The sequence below is a fragment of the Acidiphilium sp. AL genome, assembly GCF_025499445.1.
GTDB lineage: Bacteria > Pseudomonadota > Alphaproteobacteria > Acetobacterales > Acetobacteraceae > Acidiphilium > Acidiphilium iwatense.
On record NZ_JAIMBZ010000009.1, the window covers coordinates 75,395 to 100,046 of the forward strand.

At 65.2% G+C, this 24,652-nt stretch carries 30 protein-coding genes and 2 pseudogenes; 21 read left to right on the forward strand and 11 right to left on the reverse strand.

The genetic code is table 11. From position 1 onward, the window contains the following. Positions 1-51 precede the first annotated feature (51 nt). Together AiwAL_RS08235 and AiwAL_RS08240 are read right to left on the reverse strand one after the other, a co-directional pair. Positions 52-513, reverse strand: coding sequence for a RidA family protein (locus AiwAL_RS08235; protein ID WP_235705006.1), 462 nt, complete (start codon positions 511-513; stop codon positions 52-54). 161 nt (positions 514-674) lie between these two features. Further along, on the reverse strand, positions 675-2,207 hold the full coding sequence (locus tag AiwAL_RS08240; protein ID WP_235705007.1) for a TSCPD domain-containing protein: 1,533 nt from the start codon (positions 2,205-2,207) through the stop codon (positions 675-677). Between the two features lie 160 nt (positions 2,208-2,367). Here AiwAL_RS08240 and AiwAL_RS08245 point away from each other — a divergent pair, with 160 nt between their 5' ends. The 5 genes from AiwAL_RS08245 (at position 2,368) to AiwAL_RS08265 (ending at position 6,684) form a co-directional block, all read left to right on the forward strand. Beyond that, positions 2,368-2,823 (forward strand): NADH:ubiquinone oxidoreductase subunit NDUFA12, encoded by a 456-nt coding sequence (locus AiwAL_RS08245; RefSeq protein ID WP_316044773.1) that lies wholly within the window; start codon positions 2,368-2,370, stop codon positions 2,821-2,823. Between the two features lie 48 nt (positions 2,824-2,871). Then, entirely contained in the window at positions 2,872-3,429 is a 558-nt protein-coding gene (mlaD, locus tag AiwAL_RS08250) for an outer membrane lipid asymmetry maintenance protein MlaD (RefSeq protein WP_235705008.1), read from the forward strand. A 1-nt stretch (position 3,430) separates the two neighbouring features. Next, complete coding sequence (locus tag AiwAL_RS08255; RefSeq protein WP_235705009.1) at positions 3,431-4,075, forward strand: DUF2155 domain-containing protein; 645 nt, start codon at positions 3,431-3,433, stop codon at positions 4,073-4,075. 136 nt (positions 4,076-4,211) lie between these two features. After that, positions 4,212-5,294, forward strand: coding sequence for an OmpA family protein (locus tag AiwAL_RS08260; protein WP_235705010.1), 1,083 nt, complete (start codon positions 4,212-4,214; stop codon positions 5,292-5,294). Positions 5,295-5,604: 310 nt separating this feature from the next. Continuing rightward, complete coding sequence (locus AiwAL_RS08265; protein WP_235705011.1) at positions 5,605-6,684, forward strand: OmpA family protein; 1,080 nt, start codon at positions 5,605-5,607, stop codon at positions 6,682-6,684. Positions 6,685-6,732: 48 nt separating this feature from the next. Here the strand turns inward: AiwAL_RS08265 and AiwAL_RS08270 are convergent, their stop codons facing one another. The 4 genes from AiwAL_RS08270 to pyk form a co-directional block, all read right to left on the reverse strand. Continuing rightward, positions 6,733-7,524: a tyrosine-protein phosphatase gene (locus AiwAL_RS08270; protein ID WP_235705012.1), complete on the reverse strand. Its 792-nt coding sequence runs from the start codon at positions 7,522-7,524 to the stop codon at positions 6,733-6,735. Positions 7,525-7,531: 7 nt separating this feature from the next. Beyond that, positions 7,532-8,026 (reverse strand): hypothetical protein, encoded by a 495-nt coding sequence (locus AiwAL_RS08275; RefSeq protein ID WP_235705013.1) that lies wholly within the window; start codon positions 8,024-8,026, stop codon positions 7,532-7,534. Between the two features lie 105 nt (positions 8,027-8,131). Next, positions 8,132-8,443, reverse strand: a complete 312-nt coding sequence (locus tag AiwAL_RS08280) for an EthD family reductase (RefSeq protein WP_235705014.1) — start codon at positions 8,441-8,443, stop codon at positions 8,132-8,134. 65 nt (positions 8,444-8,508) lie between these two features. After that, positions 8,509-9,933, reverse strand: a complete 1,425-nt coding sequence (pyk, locus tag AiwAL_RS08285) for a pyruvate kinase (RefSeq protein ID WP_235705015.1) — start codon at positions 9,931-9,933, stop codon at positions 8,509-8,511. Positions 9,934-10,037: 104 nt separating this feature from the next. On the opposite strand from pyk, the gene AiwAL_RS08290 reads away from it, so the two are divergent. The 4 genes from AiwAL_RS08290 to AiwAL_RS08305 all read left to right on the forward strand — a co-directional run bounded on the left by AiwAL_RS08290 (position 10,038) and on the right by AiwAL_RS08305 (position 11,276). After that, on the forward strand, positions 10,038-10,352 hold the full coding sequence (locus AiwAL_RS08290) for a DUF1244 domain-containing protein (protein WP_235705016.1): 315 nt from the start codon (positions 10,038-10,040) through the stop codon (positions 10,350-10,352). A 57-nt stretch (positions 10,353-10,409) separates the two neighbouring features. Beyond that, positions 10,410-10,676, forward strand: coding sequence for a DUF2312 domain-containing protein (locus tag AiwAL_RS08295; protein WP_235705017.1), 267 nt, complete (start codon positions 10,410-10,412; stop codon positions 10,674-10,676). A 136-nt stretch (positions 10,677-10,812) separates the two neighbouring features. Next, positions 10,813-10,998 (forward strand): CsbD family protein, encoded by a 186-nt coding sequence (locus AiwAL_RS08300; RefSeq protein WP_235705018.1) that lies wholly within the window; start codon positions 10,813-10,815, stop codon positions 10,996-10,998. Between the two features lie 35 nt (positions 10,999-11,033). Beyond that, complete coding sequence (locus AiwAL_RS08305; RefSeq protein ID WP_235705019.1) at positions 11,034-11,276, forward strand: GlsB/YeaQ/YmgE family stress response membrane protein; 243 nt, start codon at positions 11,034-11,036, stop codon at positions 11,274-11,276. A gap of 24 nt (positions 11,277-11,300) precedes the next feature. Here AiwAL_RS08305 and hemB read toward each other — a convergent pair whose 3' ends face one another. Continuing rightward, complete coding sequence (gene hemB / locus AiwAL_RS08310; protein WP_235705020.1) at positions 11,301-12,296, reverse strand: porphobilinogen synthase; 996 nt, start codon at positions 12,294-12,296, stop codon at positions 11,301-11,303. Between the two features lie 107 nt (positions 12,297-12,403). Here hemB and rpiB point away from each other — a divergent pair, with 107 nt between their 5' ends. The 9 genes from rpiB to thiL are packed head-to-tail and all read left to right on the forward strand — an operon-like array spanning position 12,404 to position 19,352. Beyond that, entirely contained in the window at positions 12,404-12,856 is a 453-nt protein-coding gene (rpiB, locus tag AiwAL_RS08315; RefSeq protein WP_235705021.1) for a ribose 5-phosphate isomerase B, read from the forward strand. Next, entirely contained in the window at positions 12,853-14,151 is a 1,299-nt protein-coding gene (gene glyA / locus AiwAL_RS08320) for a serine hydroxymethyltransferase (RefSeq protein WP_316044774.1), read from the forward strand. The genes rpiB and glyA overlap by 4 nt, the downstream gene beginning before the upstream one ends. 9 nt (positions 14,152-14,160) lie before the next feature. Then, the gene (gene nrdR / locus AiwAL_RS08325; protein WP_235706031.1) at positions 14,161-14,616 is read left to right on the forward strand and encodes a transcriptional regulator NrdR; all 456 of its coding nucleotides are present in this window, start codon (positions 14,161-14,163) and stop codon (positions 14,614-14,616) included. 1 nt (position 14,617) lies between these two features. Beyond that, positions 14,618-15,712, forward strand: coding sequence for a bifunctional diaminohydroxyphosphoribosylaminopyrimidine deaminase/5-amino-6-(5-phosphoribosylamino)uracil reductase RibD (gene ribD / locus AiwAL_RS08330; protein ID WP_235706032.1), 1,095 nt, complete (start codon positions 14,618-14,620; stop codon positions 15,710-15,712). Beyond that, positions 15,712-16,326 carry a riboflavin synthase gene (locus AiwAL_RS08335; RefSeq protein ID WP_235706033.1) on the forward strand — a complete coding sequence of 205 codons (615 nt, stop codon included), beginning with the start codon at positions 15,712-15,714 and terminating at the stop codon, positions 16,324-16,326. The genes ribD and AiwAL_RS08335 overlap by 1 nt, the downstream gene beginning before the upstream one ends. Continuing rightward, positions 16,326-17,453 (forward strand): 3,4-dihydroxy-2-butanone-4-phosphate synthase, encoded by a 1,128-nt coding sequence (gene ribB, locus AiwAL_RS08340; RefSeq protein WP_235706034.1) that lies wholly within the window; start codon positions 16,326-16,328, stop codon positions 17,451-17,453. The genes AiwAL_RS08335 and ribB overlap by 1 nt, the downstream gene beginning before the upstream one ends. Continuing rightward, positions 17,450-17,932: a 6,7-dimethyl-8-ribityllumazine synthase gene (ribH, locus tag AiwAL_RS08345; protein ID WP_235706035.1), complete on the forward strand. Its 483-nt coding sequence runs from the start codon at positions 17,450-17,452 to the stop codon at positions 17,930-17,932. Before ribB ends, ribH begins: the two co-directional genes overlap by 4 nt. After that, the gene (gene nusB / locus AiwAL_RS08350) at positions 17,887-18,414 is read left to right on the forward strand and encodes a transcription antitermination factor NusB (RefSeq protein WP_235706036.1); all 528 of its coding nucleotides are present in this window, start codon (positions 17,887-17,889) and stop codon (positions 18,412-18,414) included. Before ribH ends, nusB begins: the two co-directional genes overlap by 46 nt. Beyond that, positions 18,411-19,352 (forward strand): thiamine-phosphate kinase, encoded by a 942-nt coding sequence (gene thiL / locus AiwAL_RS08355; protein ID WP_235706037.1) that lies wholly within the window; start codon positions 18,411-18,413, stop codon positions 19,350-19,352. Before nusB ends, thiL begins: the two co-directional genes overlap by 4 nt. Before the next feature lie 6 nt (positions 19,353-19,358). Here thiL and AiwAL_RS08360 read toward each other — a convergent pair whose 3' ends face one another. The 3 genes from AiwAL_RS08360 to AiwAL_RS08370 are packed head-to-tail and all read right to left on the reverse strand — an operon-like array spanning position 19,359 to position 22,488. Continuing rightward, a complete protein-coding gene (locus tag AiwAL_RS08360) occupies positions 19,359-20,234 on the reverse strand; it encodes an SDR family oxidoreductase (RefSeq protein WP_235706038.1) in 876 nt (291 codons plus the stop codon). Then, positions 20,231-21,205, reverse strand: coding sequence for an NADPH:quinone oxidoreductase family protein (locus AiwAL_RS08365; RefSeq protein ID WP_235706039.1), 975 nt, complete (start codon positions 21,203-21,205; stop codon positions 20,231-20,233). Before AiwAL_RS08365 ends, AiwAL_RS08360 begins: the two co-directional genes overlap by 4 nt. Beyond that, positions 21,205-22,488, reverse strand: a complete 1,284-nt coding sequence (locus AiwAL_RS08370; protein WP_235706040.1) for an acyl-CoA dehydrogenase family protein — start codon at positions 22,486-22,488, stop codon at positions 21,205-21,207. Before AiwAL_RS08370 ends, AiwAL_RS08365 begins: the two co-directional genes overlap by 1 nt. Positions 22,489-22,637: 149 nt before the next feature. Here AiwAL_RS08370 and AiwAL_RS08375 point away from each other — a divergent pair, with 149 nt between their 5' ends. Beyond that, entirely contained in the window at positions 22,638-23,699 is a 1,062-nt protein-coding gene (locus AiwAL_RS08375) for a phosphotransferase (RefSeq protein ID WP_235706041.1), read from the forward strand. Positions 23,700-23,769: 70 nt separating this feature from the next. Here AiwAL_RS08375 and AiwAL_RS08380 read toward each other — a convergent pair whose 3' ends face one another. Beyond that, positions 23,770-24,231: an alpha/beta fold hydrolase gene (locus AiwAL_RS08380; RefSeq protein ID WP_235706042.1), complete on the reverse strand. Its 462-nt coding sequence runs from the start codon at positions 24,229-24,231 to the stop codon at positions 23,770-23,772. Between the two features lie 124 nt (positions 24,232-24,355). On the opposite strand from AiwAL_RS08380, the pseudogene AiwAL_RS08385 reads away from it, so the two are divergent. Then, positions 24,356-24,529 (forward strand): annotated as a pseudogene (locus AiwAL_RS08385) (IS3 family transposase); the annotation flags it as partial. Next, positions 24,445-24,652, forward strand: a pseudogene (locus AiwAL_RS08390) (hypothetical protein); the annotation flags it as partial. The pseudogenes AiwAL_RS08385 and AiwAL_RS08390, both read left to right, overlap by 85 nt.

Consider the following 24,652-nt stretch of genomic DNA (forward strand, 5'->3'; position numbering starts at 1 on the left):
GTGCCGGGCGGGGAATACGCGAGGTGCCGGGTCTGCGCAATCAGGGTGCGGTCAGCCGAGTTGAAACATCCCTTCGACCTCGACGGCAGCATCGAGCGGCAGGGAGGCGACGCCGATGGTCGAGCGGGCGTGGCGGCCGAACTCGCCGAACACCGCGACCGCGAGATCCGAAGCGCCGTTCATGACCTTGGCATGGTCGGTGAAAAATGGGGTTGCGGCGATGAAGCCGCCGAGCCGAACCACGCGGGCGACCGCGCCGAGCCCGCCGGGCAGGGAAGCGTCGAGCTGGGCGAGGACGTTGATGAAGCAGAGCCGCGCCGCGCGAAGCCCGGCATCGATTTCGACCTCCTGGCCGAGCTTACCGGTGACGGCGACCTGCCCGTGTTCCAGCGGCAATTGGCCGCTGACGATGACGAAGCCGTTGGCGATGACGATCGGCACGTAATTTGCTGCCGCCTTGGCAGGCTTGGGCAGGGTGATGCCGAGTTCGGTCAGTTTTTCGTAAACGCTCATATCTAGTGTTCCGTTTCGGAAATTTGTTTACATTGCCAAAAGTGTTCTACGAATTTCCGAAACGATAGAACACTAGAAAACCTCTGATTCTAGTGTGGCTTCTGATTCTGAAATTCCTAAAATCGCCGCCACAACCCCGTAAGAATTTCAGCATCGCCACACTATCCCACCAGTTTGAGAACCGGGCGCTGGCGCTTCGGGCGCGCTGTATCCGATGCGGGCAGATCGAGCGGCAGCAGCGGCACGTGCCCGAGGGCATCCGAAGCGGCCTCCTCAGCCTCCGGCGCGTCCGGCAAATCGCGGCGATCCAGATAATTGGCGGCCAGATGGCGGAACACGTAATCGAGCAGCGAGGTTGCCTGGGCAATTTCGGGGTCGCCCTCGACCGCGCCGGCTGGACCGAATCGGGTGAAGGCGAAGGCATCGACGAATTCGTCGAGTGCCATGCCGTGCTGCAGCCCGAGGCTGATCGCGGTGGCGAAGGCATCGGCAAGGCCCCGGAACGCGGTGCTTTCCTTCGGCAGCGATAGAAAAATCTCGCCAAGTCGGCCATCGGGGTATTCGCCGGTGCGGAGAAACAGTTTGTGGCCGCCCACGGCGGCTTTCTGGGTATAGCCGCCGCGTCTTGCGGGCAGTGGGTCGCGCGCGGCGCCGGCCATTGCGTGGCGCGGGGGCAGGGCCTGTTGCGTTTCGGGCATCAGGGCGCAGAACGGGGCGACGGCATCGTGGATCGCGGCGAGAGACGCCCGATCGGCCACGCCGAACGGGTCTTCGCCGGCGATGATGGCGGCGAGCGCGTCCTCCGCCGGGCGGCCCGAGGCGGCAAGCCTGGCGCGCGCCCATCGGGCGAGCCTGCCATCCGAATCGAGCGCCGAGAGCGGGGCGGCGATTCCCACGGTCTCAATGCCGAGCAAGGCTTCAACCGGGCCAGGCGGCAGGATGCCGGTGAGGGTGCGGTGCTGGCGCAGCCCCAGCGCGGTGGCCTCGCGCTGCATCTCGGCGGCGCGCGCGATCAGGCCCTGGATCGGGCAGGATTTCGGCAGTGTCATCGCGGCGATCGGCTGGCCGGGGGCGATGCCGCGCGCGAGCAGCCGCGCCGAGGCGATATCGGCATGGGCGGCGAGCAGCGCGGCCAGGGCGGCGGCGAGATTGCGGGCATCGTCGCTGCCATAATCGAGATCGAGCCGGGCGAGCAGGAGCGACAGATCGGCCATACCGAGGGCGAGGCGCTGCGCCGCCGGATTGGCGAGGCTGAGCGTCAGCACTGCCGATTCGACGGCGGTGCCGAAGCCGGCGAGGTCGAACTGGCCTTCCATATCGAGAAATTCGGGAAGGTTGAACACGAAACCGGGCAGGGTCTCCGGCTTGCCGCGCCATAGTCCGGGCGAGGGGGCGGCGCGCCGGTCGCGCAGCAGGATATGGAGCGCGGTCGCGATATCCTCGGCGATGCCGGCCTCGCGCGCGGCGGCGGCGATCGGGTCGATCCAGGCACAAGCGGCCTCGGCGACGCCGATCATCGCGGACGAGGCGCGCAGGGCGATCAGCCCGGCGGCGGATTGCGCCGGCCAGGATGCCGGCAGAATCGCCGGCTCGGTTGGCCGATCGGGGTCGGCGGCGGCTTCGACCCGGTGCAATCGCACCCCGCGCCAGGGTGACGGGACAGGGCGGTGCGGTCCGGCGCGATCTTTCAACATGCCGGCAGACTAACGCGATCGCGCCGGGCATTCCAGAGGGAATCGACGCTATCTTGTGGATATTCCGGCAAGCGACCACAAAATCCTGTGGATACTCGTCGATTGGCGCGGGGCGCGGAACGGATGGACCGATCCGGCCCGATCCTCTATAGAGCGTCGCATGAATGGAAACAGCGACACTGCACCGGCCGCCGGTGCGGACTCTGGTTCTGCCGCCGTAAGCCTGGCTTCATTGGGCGGCTGGCGCGCCTTGTTCGCCAATCCCGGTCTCGTGCTGAATACCATGCGTCGCGGCAGCTTCGTCGGGCAGGATGCGACGGGCAACCGCTACTACCAGGAAATCAAGCCGACCCGTCCCGACGGCCGTGGGCGGCGCTGGGTGGTCTACGCTAACCGGGCGCGCGAAGCCTCGCTGGTGCCGCCGGAGTGGCACGCCTGGCTGCACTTCACCACCGACCAGCCGCTGCCGGAGCAACCGCGCCGCCCGTGGCAGCGCCCTTACGTGCCGAACCAGACCGGCAGCGCCGGGGCCTATCGCCCGCCCGGCCATGATTATGAGGGCGGCGTTCGGGCGCGCGCCTCCGGCGATTACGAGCCCTGGACGCCGGACGCCTGAAGCCGGCCGCGCGCCGCACCCGCCCATTCTTCAATAAGAAAGTATCCGATGCAGCGTCGTGTTTCCGAAATCATCGCAGGACTGGCCGTAATCGTGGCCGCCTTGGGGTTTCTCGCCTTCACCTTCTCCAGCACCAGGACGGCGGCGCGGAACGGCTATATTCTGCATGCCCAGTTCGGCCATATCGGCCCGCTGAAAGTCGGGTCGCCGGTGAAGATCGCCGGGGTGACGGTGGGACGGGTGACCAAGACCGAACTCAACCCGCAGAGCTATGCGGCGATCGTCGATTTCTCGATCAATCCCAAGGTACAGGTGCCGAAGGACAGCAGCGCCGCGATCGAGAGCGAATCGCTGCTCGGCGGCGATTACCTGTCGATCTCGCCGGGCGGGTCGAACACCATGCTGAAACCGGGCGGTGCGATCATCGTGACCCAGTCGGCGATCAATATCGAATCGCTGCTCGGTAAATTCGTGTTCAGCGCGGCGAATTTCGCCTCCAATACGGCGAAGGGCGGCGGCACGCCGGCGCCGGATTCCGGGGCGGCGAAGACCGGGCTGCCGAAGACCGGCCTGTCGGGCGGCGGCGGGTCGAACGGCGCGCAATGAGATGATCGGGCGCATTGCGATCGCTGTCGCGATCGGGACGATCGGTGCGATCGGTCTCGCGCGGGCAGGTAGCCCCCAGGTCCTCGCGGTGCCGGAAGCGCCGCCGGTCGCATCCGTGCCGCAGGCGCTGCCGGCTCCCGACCTGCCGTCGCCGCAGGTTCCGGCGCTAACCCTGGCCCAGCCGCCGGGACTGGTGCGCAACCCGTTGCCCAAATCGATGATCCAGCGCGGGACATCCGGGACCGCGCCGGGTGCGGCCGGGGGGAACGGCCAGACCCAGGCGGTGCAGGCGAAGCCGGTATGGATGCCCCGCGACGGGGCGATCCTGGACATGCTCGACAAGGAGGATGGCGCGGTGACCCGGCTGAGCGTGCCGGTCGGTTCCAGCTTCGCGCGCGGAAAACTGCGGATCAAGGTCGGAGCCTGCGTGGTGCGGCCGAAGGATGCACCGCCGGATGCTGCGGTTTACCTTACGGTGAGGCGGATCGCCGGGCCCGCTTCCAACGACGCGCAGAATACCGCGACGAGCGATGCCGCGCCGGATTCGCCGCTGTTCCGAGGCTGGCTGATCCGCTCCGAGCCGGGTGCCGTGGTGGTGGGCGACGCGACGGTGACGTTCAGGGTTATCGGCTGTTCCGGCGGATGAAGCCGCAGCGTAACGCATTGGTTAGGATGACGATATCTTAATTGACAAACCGAGCCCGGCTGCGCGACAGGTTATTGCACCCAATCGATCCCCGGCCCACATTATCTGCGGGATTCGTTTGTCAAATGGAGGCTTCATGACATACCGTTCGATTCTGCTCGCCGCGACATCCGCCGCCGCGGTGGTGTTTGCCGTGTCTTCGGCTCACGCGCAGATGCTGGGGCAGGTGCCCGGCGCGGTGACGGGACCCTATGTCGATCTCGGATTAGGCACCAGCCTGATGCAAAGTCAGAGATACACGGTCGCGCCGAAGGCCATGGGTGAGACCGGCACCATGATCTTCCGCCCGAGCTATGCCGGGCAGGTCGGCGTGGGCTATGGGCTCGGCAACGGCTTCCGGGTCGAACTGGACGGTAATTTCTTTCGCAACACCGCTGTCAAGGCCAATGACCATCTGTTCGGCGACGCCCATGTCCATGGCGGCGTCAATACCTACGGCCTGTTGCTGAACGGCTATTACGACTTCCAGACCGGCACCAATTTCATGCCGTTCATCGGCGGCGGTATCGGCTATATGTGGCAGAAATTCCAGCATGTCGGCCTGCCGGCGCCCGATTCCCAGGTCGGCGGCACCTATGGCAGCTTCGCCTTCGATGTCGGCGCCGGCGTTGCCTATAATATCACCTCGGTTCCGGGTTTGGCGCTGACCGCCCAGTATCAGTACATCGAGCTGACCCATGCGCGGAAATACAATGATTACGGCACCGTGGTGAATATGGGCCATTCCGGCAACCACGAGATCCTGCTCGGCGTGCGCTACGAGCTGTTTCCGCCGGCACCTCCGCCGCCGCCCGCGCCGGTTCCGGTCGCGGCTCCGGCTCCGGCTCCGGCGCGGACCTATCTGGTGTTCTTCAACTGGGACAAGGCCAACCTGACGCCGCGCGCGACGCAGATCGTCGCCGAGGCGGCGCACGCCTCGCAGACCACGCATGTGACCAGGCTGAACGTGAACGGCTATACCGACACTTCGGGCACGCCGGCCTACAACATGAAGCTGTCCTATCGCCGGGCCGACAATGTCGCGGCGCAACTGGTCTCCGACGGGGTGCCGAAGCAGGACATCATGATCAAGGGCTATGGCGAGACGCATCTTCTGGTGCCCACGGGTCCGGGCGTGCGCGAGCCGCAGAACCGCCGCGTCGAGATCATCCTGCACTAAAAAACAAACGGTTTGGCGCGCAGGGCTGGTGTGGCGGCTGCGTGCCAAACCGCATGGTCTATCCCCGGCTCAGGCCGGGGTTTTTTGTTCCGCACTGAATATTGCCAAGAACACAATAATGACGATATCAAAATAAAACTTGACTTTGTGGCTTCAGTGCAACAGCATGTGGAAAACCGGCCAGAAGCGGCGCCGAAAGCCATGTTGTATCTCCTAATGGCGCAAGGGCGATGCTAAATAGCGCTCATCGACCAGCTCACGGCCGGTTCGAATGTTTGAACAGGTATCCGGGCGCACGAGGAGACAACGAATGAAGTTTCGCACCACCCTTTTGGCGGCCAGCTTTATCGCCGCGCCGGCGCTTCTGCCCGTCGCGGCGAAGGCGCAGCCGGTCACCGGCCCCTATGTGAGCGCCGGGCTCGGCTACAACATCATGAACAGCCGGAAGATCAAGAGCGTCACCGCCGACGGCGTCACCACCAATCTCGGTGCCAAGATGCTGTTCCATAACGGTTTCGCCGGTGAGGCCGCATTCGGCTACGGCTTCGGCAACGGCTTCCGGGTGGAGCTGGAAGGCGACTACTTCAACAACCAGGCCCATAAGGTTGATGAAAGCGGCGCCCAGTTTGTCGCCGGCGGCAACGAGAAGAAATACGGCTTCATGGTCAACGGGCTGTACGATTTCGATATCGGCGTGCCCTATGTCTATCCGTTCGTCGGCGCGGGTATCGGCTATCAGTTCCTCGACTGGCGCGATGTCACGGTCGGGCCCGGTGTGAATATTCACGGCACCAAGGGCAGCCTCGCCTATCAGGGCATCGTCGGTCTGTCCTTCCCGATTCCCGCCGCGCCGGGCCTGTCGGCGACGCTGCAATACCGCTACCTCGCCACCACCGGCAGCAACCGCTATCACGGCATCGTCGATGGCGTTCCGTCGACCTTCAAGGTCGGCCACGAATCCAACAATATGATTCTTGTCGGGTTGCGCTACGAGCTGTTTCCGCCGGCACCTCCGCCGCCGCCCGCGCCGGTTCCGGTCGCGGCTCCGGCTCCGGCTCCGGCGCGGACCTATCTGGTGTTCTTCAACTGGGACAAGGCCAACCTGACGCCGCGCGCGACGCAGATCGTCGCCGAGGCGGCGCACGCCTCGCAGACCACGCATGTGACCAGGCTGAACGTGAACGGCTATACCGACACTTCGGGCACGCCGGCCTACAACATGAAGCTGTCCTATCGCCGGGCCGACAATGTCGCGGCGCAACTGGTCTCCGACGGGGTGCCGAAGCAGGACATCATGATCAAGGGCTATGGCGAGACGCATCTTCTGGTGCCCACGGGTCCGGGCGTGCGCGAGCCGCAGAACCGCCGCGTCGAGATCATCCTGCACTGATCTGGCGCACTGTCGACTGCGAAAACCCCGGCTCAGGCCGGGGTTTTTTTATGCGACGAGCAGCGACTGGAGCCGGGCGCGGCGGCTCGGGGTGAGACCGGCTGTCGCCAGATAGGCATCGAACCCGCCCCAGTTTCGGTCGATCGCATCGAACGCGGCGGCGAGGTAGGCCGGATCGGTTCCTCCGAGCATATCCAGCGTGCCGGGGTCGATCGCCCGGCCGAGCAGGCGCCCCAGAGTGCGGCCGAGCGCGCGGCGTTCCGCCGCGCCGTCGAGATGCCTTGCGGTTTCCAGATAATCCGCGGCGACCCCATCCTGTACGACACCGGCGGCGCGGAGCAGAATTCCGGCCGCGACGCCGGTGCGGTCCTTGCCGACATGGCAATGCAGCAGCAGCGGCAGTGCCCAGCCGGCGACGATCGCCTCGAACGTCTCGGTCAGAATCGGCAGCAGCAGGCGCGGCAGCACCGCGTAGAGGTCGAGCATCGCAAGCCGCGCGCCCTCGGCACCGGGTTCGCGGGCGAGGCGTTCGATCAGCGGATTCATCCCGGCCTCGCGGTCGGAGTCGGGCGGCATTTCGATGGTGCGCGCAGGGGCGAGCGCCGGCCAGGCGGTCGCGAAACGGCGCCGCTCGGCACTGCTGCGCAGATCGCAGATCAGCTTGATGCCGAGTGTTTCGAGACAGGCGAGATCGTCTCTGGTCAAGTTGGACAATTCGCCGGAACGATAGATCATACCGGCGCGCAGATGGCGGCCATTCTCGGTCGGCAGGGCGGGAATCGCCCGGAAATTGGCAGCGCCCGACAGCAGGCGGGACGGGAGCTCTTTCAGCGCGGTCACTTCACCGTCACGGCCGGGGCGCCAGGCGCTCCATCCGGCGGAACGCGCTGCTCTCGACGATGCCGCATTCGACCATGACGATCGGCTGGACCGCCGGCGCCTGGCGCGCGAAATCGTCAAGCTCGGTCTGGGTCTTCAGCGCCAGAACCTTGCCGAACAGGGTTTCGCTCCGGCCGCAGAAATTGCTGCCCTCGTGAATGCCCGCCGAGGATTGCACATTGGCGAGGCTGGTGATGTAGCTGTCTTCGTATTTGTGGAAGGCCCGGCCGTGGCGCCGGCGGAAATAGGCGTCGACCCGGTGCTGCTCGGCCAGGATATGCGGCTGAAACCGTGTCATGAACGTGTCGTAATCCTGCCGCTGGTTGCAGGCGAGGGCGCCGACCATTAGCGTGCTTTTCAGCCCGACCACATCGAGCGCCTTCTGGGTGCTCGGCTGCATGCAGGCGAAGGCATTGCCGCTCAAAAACGTCGCGGCGATCAAACCGAGGGCAATCCGGCGCATCAAACGTCCCCATCTCGTGAAGCGATCCGGCCGGGCGATGCCCAGCCGTGGTCACATAGTCGCGGAACCATCGAAAAGTAAAGCAAATCGAGCGTAACGTTCCGGTCAGGCCATGATCTCGTTGAACTGCATGACCGGCTGGACATCGGTAAAATTCGGGATATCGCCCATGATCGCTCCGCCATGGGCCGAAGCGGCCTTGCCGAATGCCCCCAGGCTGTCGAATTCGAGGACGGTGATAACCGCATAGGGCGGCGCTTTGCCGTCCGGTCCGGTCTGCCCGTGCATCACGCGCGCGCCGCGCAGGCCCATCGGCTCCCACAGATCGCGCACCAGCTTCATATGCTTGGCATGATAGTAGTCGGTGTCGAAATGCGAGGTTTCGGTCTTCGGGTAGAGAACGGCGACGCCGATCATTTTTTTGCTCCTCCTCCAATTTGGACCGATACTGGCTTGAGCGGGGGGTTAAGGCAAGGTGCGGTTCACGCCTTGGCGACCCGGAGCGCGTTGGTGGTGCCGCTCTGGCCGAACGGCACGCCAGCGACCACGACGATCTCCTCGCCGTGCTGGACGAAACCTTCCTGGCGCGCGATCCGGGCCGAAAGGGCGACGGCTTCGGTCATCGAGTGGATTTCGTCGGTGACCAGCGCGTGAATCCCCCAGACGGCGGCGAGGCGGCGCGCGGTTTCCACCGATGGCGTCAGGCCGATCACCGGGCAGTCCGGCCGCTCGCGCGCGACCCGCAGCGCGCTGGCGCCAGAGCTGGTGAAGGCGACGATGGCGCGGGCGCCGATGGTGCGGGCGACCTGCCAGGCGGCGCCGGCGATCGCGTCGGCGGAGGAATGCTCGGGATCGGGGCGCTTTGCGTCGATCCCGCGCCGCCAGTCCTCGTCGCGCTCCACCCTGGCGACGATGCGGTCCATCATGTTGACCGCCTCGCGCGGGTATTGGCCGGCGGCGCTCTCGGCGGACAGCATCACCGCATCCGCGCCATCGAACACGGCGGTCGCGACATCCGACGCCTCGGCGCGGGTGGGCGCGGGGGCGGAAATCATGGATTCCAGCATCTGGGTCGCAACGACGACTGGCACGCCGCGCAACTGGGCGGCGCGGATGATCCGCTTCTGTGCGATCGGCACTTCCTCGGGCGGCAGCTCGACGCCGAGATCGCCGCGCGCGACCATCACCGCGTCGGACGCGGCGAGGATCGCGTCGAGATTGTCGAGCGCCTGGGGTTTTTCCATCTTGGTCATCACCAGGGCGCGCCCGGCGGCGATCGCCTTGGCTTCCGCCACGTCCTCGGCGCGCTGGACGAAAGAGAGGCCGATATAGTCGATGCCGCGCTCGAGCGCGAAATCGAGATCGGCGCGGTCTTTCGCGGTCAGCGCGGGGATCGGCAGCACCACGTCCGGCACGTTCACGCCCTTGCGGTCGGATAGCGGGCCGCCATTGACTACCTCGGTCAGCAGGTGGTCCTCGCGCTTGCGCAGGACGCGCAGGCGCAGCTTGCCGTCGTCGAGCAGTAAGGTGGCGCCGATGCTCGCCGCGGCGATGATCTCGGGATGCGGCAGATTGACCCGTCGGGTATCGCCAGGCGCGGGGTTGAGGTCGAGCTGGAATTCCGCGCCGGTCTGCAATTGCACGCGGCCGCCGCGGAAAGCGCCGACCCGCAGCTTCGGCCCCTGCACGTCGGCGAGGATGCCGATCGGGCGGTCGAATTTATGCTCCAGCGCGCGGATCATGTCGATCCGGGCGGCATGGTCCTCATGGGTGCCGTGACTGAAATTGAGGCGGAATACGTCGGCGCCGGATTCGAAGAGTTGCGCGAGCATCTCCGGCGTCGAGCTTGCCGGGCCGATGGTCGCGATGATCTTGGTGCGCCGATGGCGCCGGAGGCGAGAAGCCATGAATTTTCCCTTTTGTCGCGCCGCTTGGGGCGTCATGTTGCATCCCCGTATGGCAAACAAGTGCGTCGATGACCACTTGACGCACAGGTAAGGAGATGAACGCGATGAACGTAGCCGAATTGGACGAGACGACCAGGACCGCGCTGGAAGCGGCCGCGTTCCGCCGGCTGGTGGCGCATCTGCGCGAGCGGACCGACGTGCAGAATATCGACATGATGAACCTCGCGGGATTCTGCCGCAACTGCCTGTCGCGCTGGTATCGCGAGGCGGCGGAGACGCAGGGTATCGCGCTGACCGATCCCGAGGCGCGGGAGATCGTTTACGGGATGCCCTACAAGGAATGGCAGGCCAAATATCAGAAGGATGCGTCGCCGGAGCAGAAGGCGGCATTTAACCAGGCGAACAAGGCCGGGCATTGACCGGATTCGGTGCGCGCTCTATTCCGCCGGCTCCCCGATCTGGCTGGAGAAGAACCGATGGTGCTCGATACGGCTGACAATGCGACGACCGGCAATATCGCGGCGGACCGGCTGAAAAGCATCGTCGAGCGGATCGAGCGGCTGGAGGAGGAACGCAAGGCGCTCGCCTCCGACATCAAGGACATTTATTCGGAAGCGAAATCCGCCGGCTTCGACGTGAAGGTGCTGCGCCAGCTCATCCGCATGCGCAAGCAGGAGCCGGCGGAGATCGAGGAGCAGGAGACGCTGCTCGACGTATATCGTCGCGCTCTCGGAATGGCCTGACGGCGCGGTGTCATTTCCGTAATCTTGCGTTGATTTTTGGCGCGGGGTCTCGAAGCCGGTTTTGCCCTCACCCATGTGAAAAGCTGAGGCCCGGCAATCCGCCGGAGCCGTCACAATGGCAAAGGGAGTCTCAGTCATGGTCGATAAAGATCGGGTTGCGGGTGCCGGCAAGCAAGTGAAAGGCAGCCTGAAGCAAGCCGCCGGCAAGGCGACCGGCAATAAACGGCTGGAGGCCGAGGGCAAGGCCGAGAAGATTGCCGGCAAGGTGCAAAGCAAGGCGGGCGAGGCCAAGGACAAAATCCGCGGCGCGCTGAAGCGTTAAATCGAGCCGATCTCCATTTTCAAGGGAACAACCGAATGTCCATCATTGCGTGGCTCATCCTCGGGCTGATCGCCGGTTTCATCGCGAGCAAGGTCGTCAACAAGCAGGGCGAGGGTTTCATCCTCGACATGGTGCTCGGCATTATCGGCGCCGTGGTCGGCGGCTTCGTGTTTCATCTGTTCGGCGGCGCCGGTGTGACCGGGCTGAATATCTACAGCCTGATCGTCGCCGTGATCGGGGCGATCATCGTCCTCGTGGTCTATCACGCGGTTTTCTGACCCTGTAAACGGAAGCGGCGCGGTTCAGCCCGATTTGAGCAACCGCGCCGCTTCCACCGCGAAATAGGTCAGCACGCCGGACGCTCCGGCGCGGCGGAAACCGATGAGCGTTTCCAGAATTCCCCGTTCGCGATCGAGCAGGCCGAGTTCCATCGCGGTGGCCAGCATCGCGTATTCACCCGACACCTGATAGGCGAAGACCGGCACGCGGAAGGCGTCGTGGACCCGGCGGACGATGTCGAGATAGGGCATTCCGGGCTTGACCATGACCATGTCCGCACCTTCTTCGATATCCATCGCGACTTCGCGCAGTGCTTCGTCGGAATTGGCCGGATTCATCTGGTAGGTTTTCTTGTCGCCCTTGAGCGCGCCCTGCGAGCCCAGCGCCTCGCGGAACGGGCCGTAGAAACAGGACGCGTATTTGGCGGCGTAGCTCATGATTTTTGTGTGGATCAGCCCCTCGGCGTCCAGCGCCGCACGGATGCCGCCGATCCGCCCGTCCATCATGTCCGACGGCGCGATGATGTCGATGCCTGCTTCCGCCTGGATGATTGCCTGACGCTCCAGGACGGCGACCGATTCGTCGTTGGCGACGTAGCCGTCGCGCAGCACGCCGTCATGGCCGTGATCGGTATAGGGATCGAGCGCGACGTCGCCGATCAGGCCGAGCTCGGGAAATTCGCGTTTCAGCAGGCGGGCGGATTGGCAGATCAGGTTTTCCGGGTTCAGCGCCTCGCTGCCCTCGGGGTTTTTCAGTTCGGCGGGCGTCGCCGGAAACAGGGCGATGGCCGGGATGCCAAGTTTCACCGCGTCCTCGACATGGGCGGCGAGCCGGTCGAGCCCGACCCGGACGACCCCAGGCATCGAGTTGACTGAAGTGGGATCGCCCGAGCCGTCGCGGATGAAGACCGGCCAGATCAGGTGGTCGGCCGAGAGCGCGGTCTCGGCGACCATGCGGCGGGTCCAGGCATCGCGGCGGTTGCGGCGCAGGCGGGTGGTGGGGAAACTGCCGGTGATCATAGGCGGCTCATCGCGCGAAGCCGGGCGGGACGCAAGCTTGTCCGGCGCAATGCGCCGTCGCTTGGGGGTTGTTTCACCCGGCGGGCGGTGCGTGCTATGCGGTTCGCATGTCCAACGACAAGACGATCGCCGTCGGCGCGGACCATGCTGGCTTCGCGTTGAAGAATCATCTGGCCGAAGCCGCGCGCAAGGCGGGCTGGCGGGTGATCGATTGCGGCACCAATTCCGCCGAGAGCGTGGATTATCCCGATATCGCCCATGCGGTGAGCGCGCGCATCGAAGGCGGCGAGGCGCGGCTCGGCTTGCTGGTGTGCGGCTCGGGGATCGGCATGGCGATCGCCGCCAACCGTCACGCCGGCATACGCTGCGCGCAGGCGCATGATGCGACCGAGGCGCGGCTGTCGCGCTCGCATAACAATGCCAATGTCCTCGCCCTCGGCGCACGGCTGACCGGTGATGTGGTCGCGCTCGACGCGCTGACCGCGTTTCTTTCGACCGACTACGACGGCGGACGGCACGATTCGCGCCTCGCCAAACTCAACCCGGAGCCGACACGATGAACGAGCAGAGAGTGATTGGGAGCATGGCGCGGTTTTTTGGGGCGTCGGTTGGCGAGACCGATCCTGAGATTGCGGTGGCGATCGGGCGGGAGCTGGCGCGCCAGCAGGACGGGATCGAGCTGATCGCGTCGGAGAATATTGTTTCGCGTGCGGTGCTGGAGGCGCAGGGCTCGGTGCTGACCAACAAATACGCGGAAGGCTATCCGGGCAAGCGGTATTATGGCGGGTGTGCTGCGGTGGATGTCGCCGAGCAACTGGCGATCGACCGGGCGAAGCGGCTGTTCGGGTGTGAGTTCGCCAATGTGCAGCCGCATTCGGGGGCGCAGGCGAACCAGGCGGTGTTTCTGGCTTTGCTGAACGCGGGGGATACGATCCTGGGGATGTCGCTGGCGGCGGGCGGGCATTTGACCCATGGCGCGGCGCCGAACCTGTCGGGCAAATGGTTCAAGCCGGTGCAATACGGCGTGCGGCGCGAGGACGGCGTGCTGGACTACGACGAGCTGGAGCGGCTGGCGCGCGAGCACAAACCGCGGCTGATCATCGCCGGCGGATCGGCCTATCCAAGGGTCATCGATTTTCCGCGTATCCGCAAAATCGCCGACGAGGTAGGTGCCTATTTCATGGTGGATATGGCGCATTTCGCCGGGCTGGTCGCGGCGGGGATATTCCCGTCGCCGCTGGGGCACGCGCATGTGGTGACGACGACGACGCACAAGACGCTGCGCGGCCCGCGGGGCGGGATGATCCTGTCGAATGACCTGGAGCTGGGCAGGAAGATCAATTCGGCGGTGTTTCCGGGGTTGCAGGGCGGTCCGCTGATGCATGTGATCGCGGCGAAGGCGGTGGCGTTCGGCGAGGCGCTGCGGCCGGAATTCCGCGCCTATCAGCAGGCGCTGGCGGAGAATGCGAAGGTGCTGGCGGCGACCCTGGTGGAGGGTGGGGTGGATATCGTGACCGGCGGGACCGACAGCCATCTGATGCTGGTCGATCTGCGGCCGAAGAACGTGACCGGGAAGGCGGCGGAAGCGTCGCTGGAGCGGGCGCACATCACGGCGAACAAGAACGCGATCCCGTTCGATCCCGCCAAACCGGCGGTCACCTCCGGCATCCGGCTAGGCACGCCGGCGGCGACCACGCGGGGGTTCGGGCCTGAGGAGTTCCGCCTGGTCGGGCGGCTGATCGTCGAGGTGCTGGACGGGCTTGCCGGGTCCAACGACGGTGCCAACGCCGCCGCCGAGGCCGCGGTCGGCGCCAAGGTGCTCGAACTCTGCAAGAAATTCCCAATCTACCGGTAAGACGCAAAAATGCGCTGCCCGTTCTGCGGCGAGGCCGATACCCAGGTCAAGGATAGCCGGCCGACCGAGGATGGCAGCGCGATCCGCCGCCGCCGCTTCTGTCCGCAATGCAGCCAGCGCTTCACCACGATCGAACGGGTGCAGTTGCGCGAATTGATCGTGGTGAAATCGGACCAGCGGCGGGTGGCGTTCGACCGCGACAAGCTGGCGCGTTCGGTGCGCATCGCGCTGCGCAAGCGGCCGGTGGATGACGAGCGGATCGAGCGCATCGTCAACGGCATCGTGCGCAAGCTGGAAGCTTCGGGCGAGGCGGAGATCGCCTCCAAGGACATCGGCGAGCTGGTAATGGATACGCTGAAAGAGGTGGACGCCGTGGCCTATGTGCGCTTCGCCTCGGTGTATCGCGATTTTCGCGAGACCAAGGATTTCAAGGCGTTTCTCGGCGAGATGGAGCCGCCGAAGTGACATGACCGACGAGGATCACATGCGCGCGGCCTTGTCGCTGGCACGGCGCGGCCTGGGCGAGACGGCGCCGAATCCGAGCGTGGGCTGCGTGATCGTGCGCGCGGGGCGGGTGGTCGGGCGCGGGCGCACCGCGACGGGCGGACGGCCGCACGCCGAGACCGAGGCGCTGGCGATGGCGGGCGAGGCGGCGCGTGGTGCCGCGGCTTATGTTTCGCTTGAACCCTGCGCGCATCACGGCCAGACGCCGCCTTGCGCATCGGCGCTGATCGAGGCGGGGATTGCCCGCGTGGTGATCGCGTCCGGCGACCCGGACGAGCGGGTGAACGGGCAGGGCATCGCGATGCTGCACGGCGCCGGGATCGAGGTGACCGAGGGCGTCTGCGCCGCCGAGGCCGAGACGGTGAACGAAGGGTTCTTTTCGGTCGTGCGACGCGGCAGGCCGATGGTCACGCTCAAGCTCGCGACCACGCTGGACGGGCGGATCGCCACGCGCACCGGCGAAAGCCAGTGGATCACCGGCGAGGCATCGCGCCGTGCCGCCCATGCGCTGCGCGGATCGCACGACGCGGTGATGGTCGGGGTCGGCACGGCACTCGCCGACGACCCGGAACTGACCTGCCGGATCGCCGGGTTTCGCGCAGCGCCGATGGTGCGGGTGATTGTCGATTCGCATTTGCGCACGCCCCTGGATGGGCGGCTGGCGCGCGATGTGGGGGATGATGCGGTGTGGATTCTGCATCGGGACGGTGTGGACGCTGCACGACGTGACGCGTTCGGGGCGCTGGGGGTACGGCTGTTCGAAATCGCCGCTTCCGATGCGGGCGTGGATTTGGATGCCGGACTGCGTGCGCTTGGAGCGGCCGGAATCACAAGGCTGCTGGTCGAAGGCGGCGGTACTCTTGCGGCGGCGCTGTTGCGTGCCGATCTGGTCGATCATATCGAATGGTTTACCGCGCCCTTGGTGGTCGGCGGCGACGGCGTCGCCTCGGTTGCCGGGTTCGGGCTGGAGCGATTGGATGACGCCAGGCGTTTCACCCTGGCGGGCAGAAGCGCGTGCGGCGGCGATGTTCGTGCGTCTTATCGGAGACAAATTTGATGTTTACCGGCATTGTCACCGGGATTGGCCGGTTGCGGGAAAAGACGCCGCCGAACAGCGGGCGGGATGCGCGCTTCGTGATCGGCGTGCCGGAGCGCAACGCGGCGTGGGCGGAGATCGGCTCGGTGGCGCTGGGGGCTTCGATCAATTGCTCCGGCTGCTGCCTCACCGTGGTCGAAACGGGTGCCGATTGGTTCGCCGTGGATGTGTCGGGCGAGACTTTGTCGAAAACCACGCTCGGCGACTGGGAATATGGTGCGGCGATCAATCTGGAGCGCGCGCTGCGCATGGGCGACGAACTGGGCGGGCACGTGGTATCCGGCCATGTCGATGGTGTTGGCGACGTCGTCGCCAACGTGCCTGAGCATGGCTCGACCCGCTGGCGGTTTCGCGCACCCGCGCCGCTCGCGCGGTTCATCGCACCCAAGGGCAGCATCGCGATCAACGGCGTGTCGCTGACGGTGAACGAGGTGGAGGGTGCCGAGTTCGGCGTGAATATCATTCCGCATACCGAACTCGTAACCAATTTCGGGATGCTCAGGCCGGACGACCGGGTCAATCTGGAAATCGACATGCTGGCGCGCTATGTCGCGCGCCTTGCGGAGGCATCGTGATGGATCAGTTCAAGACGGCATCGCTGCAGACCTATTTGTCTTCGGCGTCGGAAATCATCGACGAGGCGCGCGCCGGGCGCATGTTCATCCTGGTCGACGACGAGGATCGCGAGAACGAGGGCGATCTCGTGATTCCGGCGCAGTTCGCGACCCCGGATGCGGTGAATTTCATGGCCAAGCACGCGCGTGGATTGATCTGCCTTGCGCTGACCAAATCGCGCTGCGAGACGCTCGGGCTTAAGCTGATGGCGCGATCCAACAGGTCGCGGCACGAAACCGCGTTCACCGTTTCGATCGAGGCGCGCGAGGGGGTGACGACCGGGATTTCGGCGGCGGACCGGGCGCGGACCATCTCGGTCGCGATCAATCCCGAGAGCGGTGCCGCCGATATTGTCAGCCCCGGCCATATTTTCCCGCTGGTGGCGCGCGACGGCGGCACGCTGGTGCGCACCGGCCACACGGAAGCAGCGGTCGATATCGCGCGGCTGGCCGGGCTGACTCCGGCAGGAGTGATCTGCGAGATCATGAACGAGGACGGCACCATGGCGCGGCTGCCGGACCTGGTCGCTTTCGCGCAATACCACAACCTGAAGCTCGGGACGATCGCCGATCTGATCGCCTATCGGCGGCGGACCGAGAAGCTGATCCGCCGCACCGAGGAAGGCACGCTTTCCGATGGCGACGGCCACCAATGGCGCATGATCAGTTTCGAGAACACGATCGATCATGTCGAGCATCTGGCGCTGATCAAGGGCGATGTCGCGGCCGACGAGCCGGTGCTGGTGCGGATGCACGCGATCAGCACGATCGACGATATTCTGGGCGGCGAGCATATTCGCGATCTTCGCCGTGCAATGGCGCAGATTGCCGAAGCAGGGCGCGGCGCCGTCGTGCTGATCCGCGAGACGCGACCCGATGCGGTCTCGTCGCGGTTGCGCCAGATTATCGGCGGGGCGCGCACCGGGACGGTGTTGCGCGATTACGGCATCGGCGCGCAGATTCTGACCGAGCTTGGCGTGCGCGACATGATCCTGCTGTCCAATCACAAACGCGCCGTTATCGGACTTGAGGGCTACGGGCTCAACATCGTCGACCAGTTGCCGATCGAGGCGGGTGCCGCGCCATGAGCACGGCCGACGCCACCCTGCCCGAAGCACCGGAGATTCCGGGGGCTGCGCCGCGAATTCTGCTGATCCGCGCGCCGTATTATCGCGGGATCGTCGATGGCATGACGCACGCGGCGGAGGCGATGCTGCGCAAGGTCGGGGCAAGCGTTCAGGCGATCGACGTCGCCGGTGCCTACGAACTTCCGCAGGCGCTGCGCATCGCGCTGCGCGGGCGGGAGCATTTCGACGGGTTTGTAGCACTTGGTTGCGTGGTGCGCGGCGAGACCGATCACTATGATTATATCTGCGATACCGCGATGCACGGGCTGATGCAGGTGGCGCTGCAATACGGGATTTGCCTGGGCACCGCGCTGTTGACGGTGGATACGATCATGCAGGCCGAGGCGCGCTCGGCCGAAACCGGTCCTAACAAGGGCGCCGAGGCGGCGGCGGCGTGCCTGAAGCAGATCGCGCTGGCGCGACGGCTGGGGGCGACGTGAAGGCGCAACGCCCCCGCACCCTTGCGCGCGTCGCCGCGGTTCAGGCGCTGTATCAGAGCGAGCAGAACGGCGAGAGCGCCGAGACGGTGATCGACCAGTTCATCCGCCATCGTATCGGTGCGATGGCAGGAAAGCTGGGATTTGAGGATGGCCGGGTGCCGGATGCCTATGCGCCGCTATTCGCGCGGATCGTTCGGACCGCGACCGAACAGCAGGATGCGATCGACCCGATGATCGCGAGCGTGCTGCCGGAGACGTGGCCGATGATGCGGCTCGACCCGGTGTTGCGGGCGCTGCTGCGCGCGGCCGGGGCGGAATTGTGGATGAGCGACGGGCCGCCCGCGCGGGTGGTGATCAACGAATATCTCGACGTGGCGCACGGGTTCCTGCAGGAGGATGCGGTGCAACTCGGCAATGCGGTGCTCGACCGGATTGCACGAAGTCTGCGGCCCGGCGAGTTCGCCGATCCGGTCGCGGTGTGAGCGGAACGGAATTCGAACGGATTGCCCGGTATTTTGCGCCGCTGGCGGATGAGGCGGCGCTAGGACTGTCCGATGACGCCGCGTTATGGACACCGCCGTACGGAAAGACGCTGGTTCTCACCGTCGATCAGATGGTCGAGGGCGTGCATTTCCTGCCGGACGACCCGCCCGGATGCGTGGCGCGCAAGCTGCTCCGGCGCAACCTGTCGGATCTCGCGGCGATGGGGGGCGAGCCTGACGGATATTTGCTGACCACGGCGTTGCGCGTGGACACGCCGGAGGCGTGGCTTGCCGAATTCGCCGAGGGGTTGGCGCGGGATCAGAAGCGATATCGCATCGAACTGTTCGGCGGCGACAGCACATCGACACCTGGGCCGTTGATGGCTTCGGTGACGATGATCGGGTGCGTGGCACCGGGCGCGGCGTGGCGCCGGTCGGGCGCGCGCGCGGGAGATGCGGTGTTCGTGACCGGCACGATCGGCGATGCGGCGCTCGGGCTTGAGGCGGCGCGCGGCAAACTTGACGATTCTTCGGGGCATTTTCGCGAGCGGCGGCTTTTGCCCGAGCCGAGAATCGGCTTGCCACTTGCCGGTCTGGTTCATGCGGCGATCGATGTTTCCGACGGGCTGGTGCAGGATCTCGGCCATATCTGCCGCAATTCCGGCGTGGGCGCGGTGATCGAGGCTGGTCTGGTTCCGGCCTCCGCGGCGGCGCGCGCGGCGGGTGAGTCCTGGCTGGAAGCCCGGCTGACCGGCGGTGACGATTACGAGCTGATTCTGGCCACGCCGCCGGATGCCGAAGCGGCATTGCGCAAGGCGTGCGGGTTGGTGCCGGTCACCAAGATCGGCCATTTTTCAGGTGATTCCGACGAGGTTGTCGTGCTCGACCGGGCCGGCCGGCGGATGGCGTTCACGCGAACCGGATGGCGGCATTTCTAACGGAGTTCAGGTTGGCGCGGTGAAGGCGACATCCTGCTTGAACGAGAACGGATCGCTCGGGTTGCGTTGCGCCAGGATGTCCTGCAGCCGCAATTCGACAGCGCCGAGAATGCGCGGGTGGGTGAGGCAGTAGAACCGATTTTCCTCGATCGCGGCGAAGGTTTTTGCCGCGACATCGGCGGCGGACATCCGGCCCGAGGTGACCGCTTTGCGCGTCTGTTCCTCGGCGCGGCGCTGGCTTTCGGTGGGTGGTGCGGCGTTGCTGAGGTCGGCGGGACGGTTGCGCCCGGCATCCTTGATTCCGGTATCGACGAAGGCGGGACAGAGAACCGTGACACCGAGTTTCGATCCGCTGATGCGCAGATCCTGAAACAGGGTTTCCGATAGCGTCACCACGCCGTGTTTCGAGACGTTGTAGGGGCCCATGGTTTGCGCCGAAAGCAGGCCGGCGACCGAGGCGGTGTTGACGATGTGGCCTGCGTCGTTGCCCGCGATCATGCGCGGTACGAAACAGCGAATCCCGTGGATGACGCCCCAGAGATTGACGCTGAGCACCCATTGCCAGTCCTTGACCGAATGTTCCCAGATCAGGCCGCCGATGCCGACACCGGCGTTGTTGAACAGCAGATGGACGGCGCCGAATTCGGCGAAGACGGTGTCGGCGAAGTGCTCCATCGCGGCGGCATCGCTGACATCGAGGCGCCGGTGCAACACGCGCGCGTCGGCGGATTCGAGTTTGCCAGCAATCGCATCGAGCGCGTTTGCTTCGATATCGGCAAGAGCCAGTTTCATGCCGCGCGCTGCGGCGATGCGGGCGAATTCGCGACCGAAACCGCTGCCGGCGCCGGTGATGACGGCGACGCGGTTTTTGAAATCCTTCATGGTGTCACCACGATTTTTCCGGTCACCTTGCGCGCCGCCATGTCTTCGAGGGCGCGCGACGCCTCCGCGAGCGAATAGGTTTTCGAGATGAGCGGCTTGATTTTTCCCGCCGCCAGCATGGCGAACAGATCACCCATCATCGCTGCCTGGTTTTTCGGCTCGCGGCGGGCGAATTCGCCCCAGAACACGCCGACCAGCGAGGCGCCCTTGAGAAGCGGAAGATTGAGCGGCAGGGATGGGATGTCGCCGTCGGCGAAGCCGATCACCAGATAGCGCCCGCGCCACGCGATCGAGCGGAAGGCGGGTTCGGCGAAGCGGCCGCCGACCGGATCGAAGATGATGTCTGGCCCTTTGCTGTCCGTATGGGTTTTGATCGCGGCGCGCAGATCTTCGGTGACGTAGTTGATCGTGGCGTCCGCACCGCGTTCGCGGCAGATGGCGAGTTTCGCATCGGTCGAGGCAGCGGCGATGACTTTCGCGCCTTTCGCCTTGGCGATTTCAACCGCGGCGAGCCCGACGCCGCCGGCGGCACCCAGAACCAGAACGGTTTCGCCCGGTTGCAGGGCGGCGCGATCGACCACGGCGTGATGCGATGTGCCGAAGGCGAGGATGAAGCCGGCGGCGATGTCGAACGTCACGCCATCAGGGATTTTCACGCAGAGATGGGCGTTGAGCGCGATTTTTTCGGCGAAGCCGCCGGTCGAGCAGAGAGCCAGCACCCTGTCACCGGGCTTCAGTGCCGTAACGCCATCGCCCACCGCTTCGATCTCGCCGGCGATTTCGGCGCCCGGCGTGAAGGGCAGGTTCGGCTGGACCTGATATTTTTTCTGGATGATGAGAACGTCAGGGAAGTTGACGCCGGCGGCGCGGATGCGGATGACGACTTCGCCCGGCTTGGGCGTGGGATCGGGCAGCTCGCGGAGTGCGAGTTTTTCCGGCCCGGCCCATTCCTCGCAGACGATGGCGCGCATCAGAGTGGCAATCCGGGTGCGGTGAGGTCATCGGCGATCATAACGCCCGGATAGCCGCCGGTGCGCGCCGGATCGGTGTTGCGGTGGCGGCGCTGTTCGAGCCGGGCAAGCTGGTCGCGATGCACTTCGTCCGGTCCGTCGGCGAGGCGCAGCGTGCGCTGATGCGCATAAGAGGTGGACAGCCAGGCATCGGCGACGCCGCCGCCGCCGAAAGCCTGGATCGTCCAATCGACGATCTTGCAGGCGATGTTAGGGGCGACGACCTTGATCATGGCGATTTCGGCGCGGGCTTCCTTGTTGCCGACCGTGTCCATCATGTGCGCGGCCTTCAGCGTCAGCAGTCTTGCCTGGTCGATCATGATGCGCGATTCGGCGATTCGCTCGCGCCACACGCTCTGTTCGGCAATCGGCTTGCCGAAGGCGGTGCGCGATTCGAGGCGGCGGATCATGCGCTCCAGCGCGCGTTCGGCGACGCCGATCGAGCGCATACAGTGATGGATGCGTCCCGGCCCGAGGCGGCCCTGGGCGATTTCGAAGCCGCGGCCTTCGCCGAGCAGGATGTTAGCGGCTGGCACCCGGACATTGTCGAAAATCAGCTCGGCGTGGCCGTGCGGGGCGTCATCATCGCCGAACACCGGCAAAGCACGCTTCATGGTGACGCCGGGATGCGGGAACGGCACCAGGATCATCGATTGCTGCTTGTGCCGATCGGGATTGGCGGGGTCGGATTTGCCCATCACGATCAGGATGCGGCAGCGCGGATCGGGCGCGCCGGAAATCCACCATTTATGGCCGTTGATGACGTAATCCTCGCCGTCGCGCCTGATCTCGGTTTCGATGTTGGTGGCGTCCGACGAGGCGACGCGGGGCTCGGTCATCGCGAAGGCGGAGCGGATTTCACCTGCCAGCAGCGGTTTCAGCCAGCGCTCCTTGTGTTCCGGCGCTGCGTAGCGGGTGAGAACCTCCATATTGCCGGTATCGGGGGCGGAGCAGTTGAACGCTTCCGGCCCGAACGGGCTGCGGCCCATGATTTCGGCGAGCGGGGCGTATTCGACATTGGTGAGCCCGGCGCCGTGTTCGGATTCCGGCAGGAACAGGTTCCACAACCCGGCGTCGCGGGCCTTTTGTTTGATTGTGCCGAGCAGTTCGAGCGGCTGCCAGCGGTCCGCCTGGGTGTGGGCAGTGTGGAACAGCGCCTGCTCGTTCGGGTAGATGTGCTCGGCCATGAAATCCGCGACGCGCGCGCGCAGGGCCTCGGTTTTCGCGGAATATCGGAACTCCATGGCGTTTTCCTTCAATTGACCGGATGATTTTCGCGCAGTGTGCGGCTTCCGTTCTGGTTACGCAAGTCCCGGAACGGGCAGGCGATTGCCGTGCTTGACAGTAGGGGGGCGATCCCGAATGGTTCGCTTTAATTGGGAGGACGCAGCCGATGAGCGACGCGACGGCGCCGAAACTGATCGAGGTTCTACCGCAGCATCGCGTCGATGAAACTGTGCTGTTCGACTATCTGGCGGATCACGTCGAGGGGTTTGTCTTTCCGGCGCGGCTGCGCCAGTTCCAGGGTGGGCAGTCGAACCCGACCTTCCTGATCGAGACGGATGCACGGCGCTACGTGCTGCGCAAGAAGCCGCCCGGCAAGCTGCTGCCGTCCGCGCATCAGATCGACCGGGAATACCGGATTCAGAGTGCGCTGGCGGGGACCGATGTTCCGGTGGCGCCGATGCTGCATTTCTGCGCCGATCCCGCGATCATCGGCACCGAATTCTACATGATGGCGCATGTCGAGGGGCTAGTGTTTCATGACGTGATGATGCCGGGAGTGACGCCCGCGGATCGGGGGGCGATCCAGCGCGATCTGATCGAGACCATCGCGGGGCTGCACCGGGTCGATTATGCGGCGGTCGGGCTGGGGGATTATGGACGGCCGGATCATTACGTGGCACGGCAGATCGAGCGCTGGACGAAGCAGTACGAGGCGTCGAGGACCGAGGACTTGCCAGCGATGACGAACCTCATCGCCTGGCTGCGCGGCAACATCCCGGAACGCGACGAAAGCGCCATCGTGCATGGCGATTTCCGGCTCGGCAATATGGTGATCGACCCGAGCGCGCCGCGGATTCTCGCCGTGCTCGACTGGGAGTTATCGACGCTGGGGCACCCGCTGGCGGATCTGGCCTATTGCTGCATGTCCTATCATCTGCCGCCGGGTTCCGGCCCGGCGATGGCGGGGTATCAGGGGATCGATGTCGCGGAACTTGGGTTAATGACCGAGCAAAAGGCGCTCGATTTGTATTGCGCGCGGACCGGGCGGAGCGGCATCGAGAACTGGCGGTTCTTCATGGGGTTTTCGCTGTTTCGCTCGGCGGCGATCGTCGAAGGCGTCTATGCGCGGGCGCTGGCCGGCAATGCGGCGGACCAGCGCGCGCACCGGATGCACGCGGTTTGCATTCAGGTGGCGAAGACCGGGTGGGATCTGGTGCGCGGGGATTGATCGGCCTGCCTCACCACAAGGGTCACTCGTCTTCTTGTTGATGATCTCGCTCCAGCCGAGCGTCTGGGTTTCAGCGTCCACGAGAGGAAGAGCGCGATCCGTGTCGATCAGTTGCATCCCCGTCAACGCCAATGAAAAACCGCAAGGCCGCTGAGGTGATGGCCTCCGGCGCGTCCTCCTGCATCAGGTGTCCGCAGTCGGGGATCTCGATCAACTCACATCCCGGAATGAGCCGCGCCAACTCACGACCCTTTTCGACGGGAATCCATTGGTCGTTAATACCCCACAAGACCAGGCAAGGACATCGAAGCTCACCATACGAATCCTGGACTTCATCGGTATATCGCTGGTCCATTTGTGCGATCTGGCGGTAGAAGGCTGCCTGCCCGATGGTTCCTACCCACGGTTCGATATAGGGTTCCAAGGAGTCGTCGCTCAGCGGCTTGTGAGATGCGCCGCGCACGTATGCTTTGAGAATTGCACGGTGAATGTAATCGGGTGCGCCCGCAAAGGCTTCTTCGAACAGCCGCACGTGCCGAACAAAGGGCGAGCCCCATGGCCTAAGAGTCTTCTCTGATTGGGGTTGTTGGTGTCAATCTGTTTGAACCGTCCCGGAAATTCCGGAGGCTCCAACTCTTGAGTAGGATGGAGCCACGATGAACAAGACGACGACCAAATTCAGCCCTGAGGTTCGTGCCCGCGCGGTGGGGATGGTTTTGGATCATGAGAGCGAGCACACCTCGCGGTGGGCGGCGGCGACGTCGATTGCCGGCAAGATCGGCTGTTCGACCCACAGCCTGATGGAGTGGGTAAAGTCTGGGCGGCGTTCCAGGACGAACAGGCCAGTCTGATGGCGCTGCGCGGTCCGTTCGACGGGTTTGTCGAGAAGGTGATCCGCGCGAGCACGACCTGTCTGATCATGGCGGATCACAACCGCTACAGCGTCGATGCGC

What these genes read in the sequence shown, in the direction of transcription:
- AiwAL_RS08235 (WP_235705006.1), bottom strand. Translation starts at nt 513, where the DNA reads ATGAGCGTTTACGAAAAACTGACCGAACTCGGCATCACCCTGCCCAAG.
- AiwAL_RS08240 (WP_235705007.1), bottom strand. Translation starts at nt 2,207, where the DNA reads ATGTTGAAAGATCGCGCCGGACCGCACCGCCCTGTCCCGTCACCCTGG.
- AiwAL_RS08245 (WP_316044773.1), top strand. Translation starts at nt 2,368, where the DNA reads ATGAATGGAAACAGCGACACTGCACCGGCCGCCGGTGCGGACTCTGGT.
- mlaD (WP_235705008.1), top strand. Translation starts at nt 2,872, where the DNA reads ATGCAGCGTCGTGTTTCCGAAATCATCGCAGGACTGGCCGTAATCGTG.
- AiwAL_RS08255 (WP_235705009.1), top strand. Translation starts at nt 3,431, where the DNA reads ATGATCGGGCGCATTGCGATCGCTGTCGCGATCGGGACGATCGGTGCG.
- AiwAL_RS08260 (WP_235705010.1), top strand. Translation starts at nt 4,212, where the DNA reads ATGACATACCGTTCGATTCTGCTCGCCGCGACATCCGCCGCCGCGGTG.
- AiwAL_RS08265 (WP_235705011.1), top strand. Translation starts at nt 5,605, where the DNA reads ATGAAGTTTCGCACCACCCTTTTGGCGGCCAGCTTTATCGCCGCGCCG.
- AiwAL_RS08275 (WP_235705013.1), bottom strand. Translation starts at nt 8,026, where the DNA reads ATGCGCCGGATTGCCCTCGGTTTGATCGCCGCGACGTTTTTGAGCGGC.
- AiwAL_RS08280 (WP_235705014.1), bottom strand. Translation starts at nt 8,443, where the DNA reads ATGATCGGCGTCGCCGTTCTCTACCCGAAGACCGAAACCTCGCATTTC.
- pyk (WP_235705015.1), bottom strand. Translation starts at nt 9,933, where the DNA reads ATGGCTTCTCGCCTCCGGCGCCATCGGCGCACCAAGATCATCGCGACC.
- AiwAL_RS08290 (WP_235705016.1), top strand. Translation starts at nt 10,038, where the DNA reads ATGAACGTAGCCGAATTGGACGAGACGACCAGGACCGCGCTGGAAGCG.
- AiwAL_RS08295 (WP_235705017.1), top strand. Translation starts at nt 10,410, where the DNA reads ATGGTGCTCGATACGGCTGACAATGCGACGACCGGCAATATCGCGGCG.
- AiwAL_RS08300 (WP_235705018.1), top strand. Translation starts at nt 10,813, where the DNA reads ATGGTCGATAAAGATCGGGTTGCGGGTGCCGGCAAGCAAGTGAAAGGC.
- AiwAL_RS08305 (WP_235705019.1), top strand. Translation starts at nt 11,034, where the DNA reads ATGTCCATCATTGCGTGGCTCATCCTCGGGCTGATCGCCGGTTTCATC.
- hemB (WP_235705020.1), bottom strand. Translation starts at nt 12,296, where the DNA reads ATGATCACCGGCAGTTTCCCCACCACCCGCCTGCGCCGCAACCGCCGC.
- rpiB (WP_235705021.1), top strand. Translation starts at nt 12,404, where the DNA reads ATGTCCAACGACAAGACGATCGCCGTCGGCGCGGACCATGCTGGCTTC.
- glyA (WP_316044774.1), top strand. Translation starts at nt 12,853, where the DNA reads ATGAACGAGCAGAGAGTGATTGGGAGCATGGCGCGGTTTTTTGGGGCG.
- nrdR (WP_235706031.1), top strand. Translation starts at nt 14,161, where the DNA reads ATGCGCTGCCCGTTCTGCGGCGAGGCCGATACCCAGGTCAAGGATAGC.
- ribD (WP_235706032.1), top strand. Translation starts at nt 14,618, where the DNA reads ATGACCGACGAGGATCACATGCGCGCGGCCTTGTCGCTGGCACGGCGC.
- AiwAL_RS08335 (WP_235706033.1), top strand. Translation starts at nt 15,712, where the DNA reads ATGTTTACCGGCATTGTCACCGGGATTGGCCGGTTGCGGGAAAAGACG.
- ribB (WP_235706034.1), top strand. Translation starts at nt 16,326, where the DNA reads ATGGATCAGTTCAAGACGGCATCGCTGCAGACCTATTTGTCTTCGGCG.
- ribH (WP_235706035.1), top strand. Translation starts at nt 17,450, where the DNA reads ATGAGCACGGCCGACGCCACCCTGCCCGAAGCACCGGAGATTCCGGGG.
- AiwAL_RS08360 (WP_235706038.1), bottom strand. Translation starts at nt 20,234, where the DNA reads ATGAAGGATTTCAAAAACCGCGTCGCCGTCATCACCGGCGCCGGCAGC.
- AiwAL_RS08365 (WP_235706039.1), bottom strand. Translation starts at nt 21,205, where the DNA reads ATGCGCGCCATCGTCTGCGAGGAATGGGCCGGGCCGGAAAAACTCGCA.
- AiwAL_RS08370 (WP_235706040.1), bottom strand. Translation starts at nt 22,488, where the DNA reads ATGGAGTTCCGATATTCCGCGAAAACCGAGGCCCTGCGCGCGCGCGTC.
- AiwAL_RS08375 (WP_235706041.1), top strand. Translation starts at nt 22,638, where the DNA reads ATGAGCGACGCGACGGCGCCGAAACTGATCGAGGTTCTACCGCAGCAT.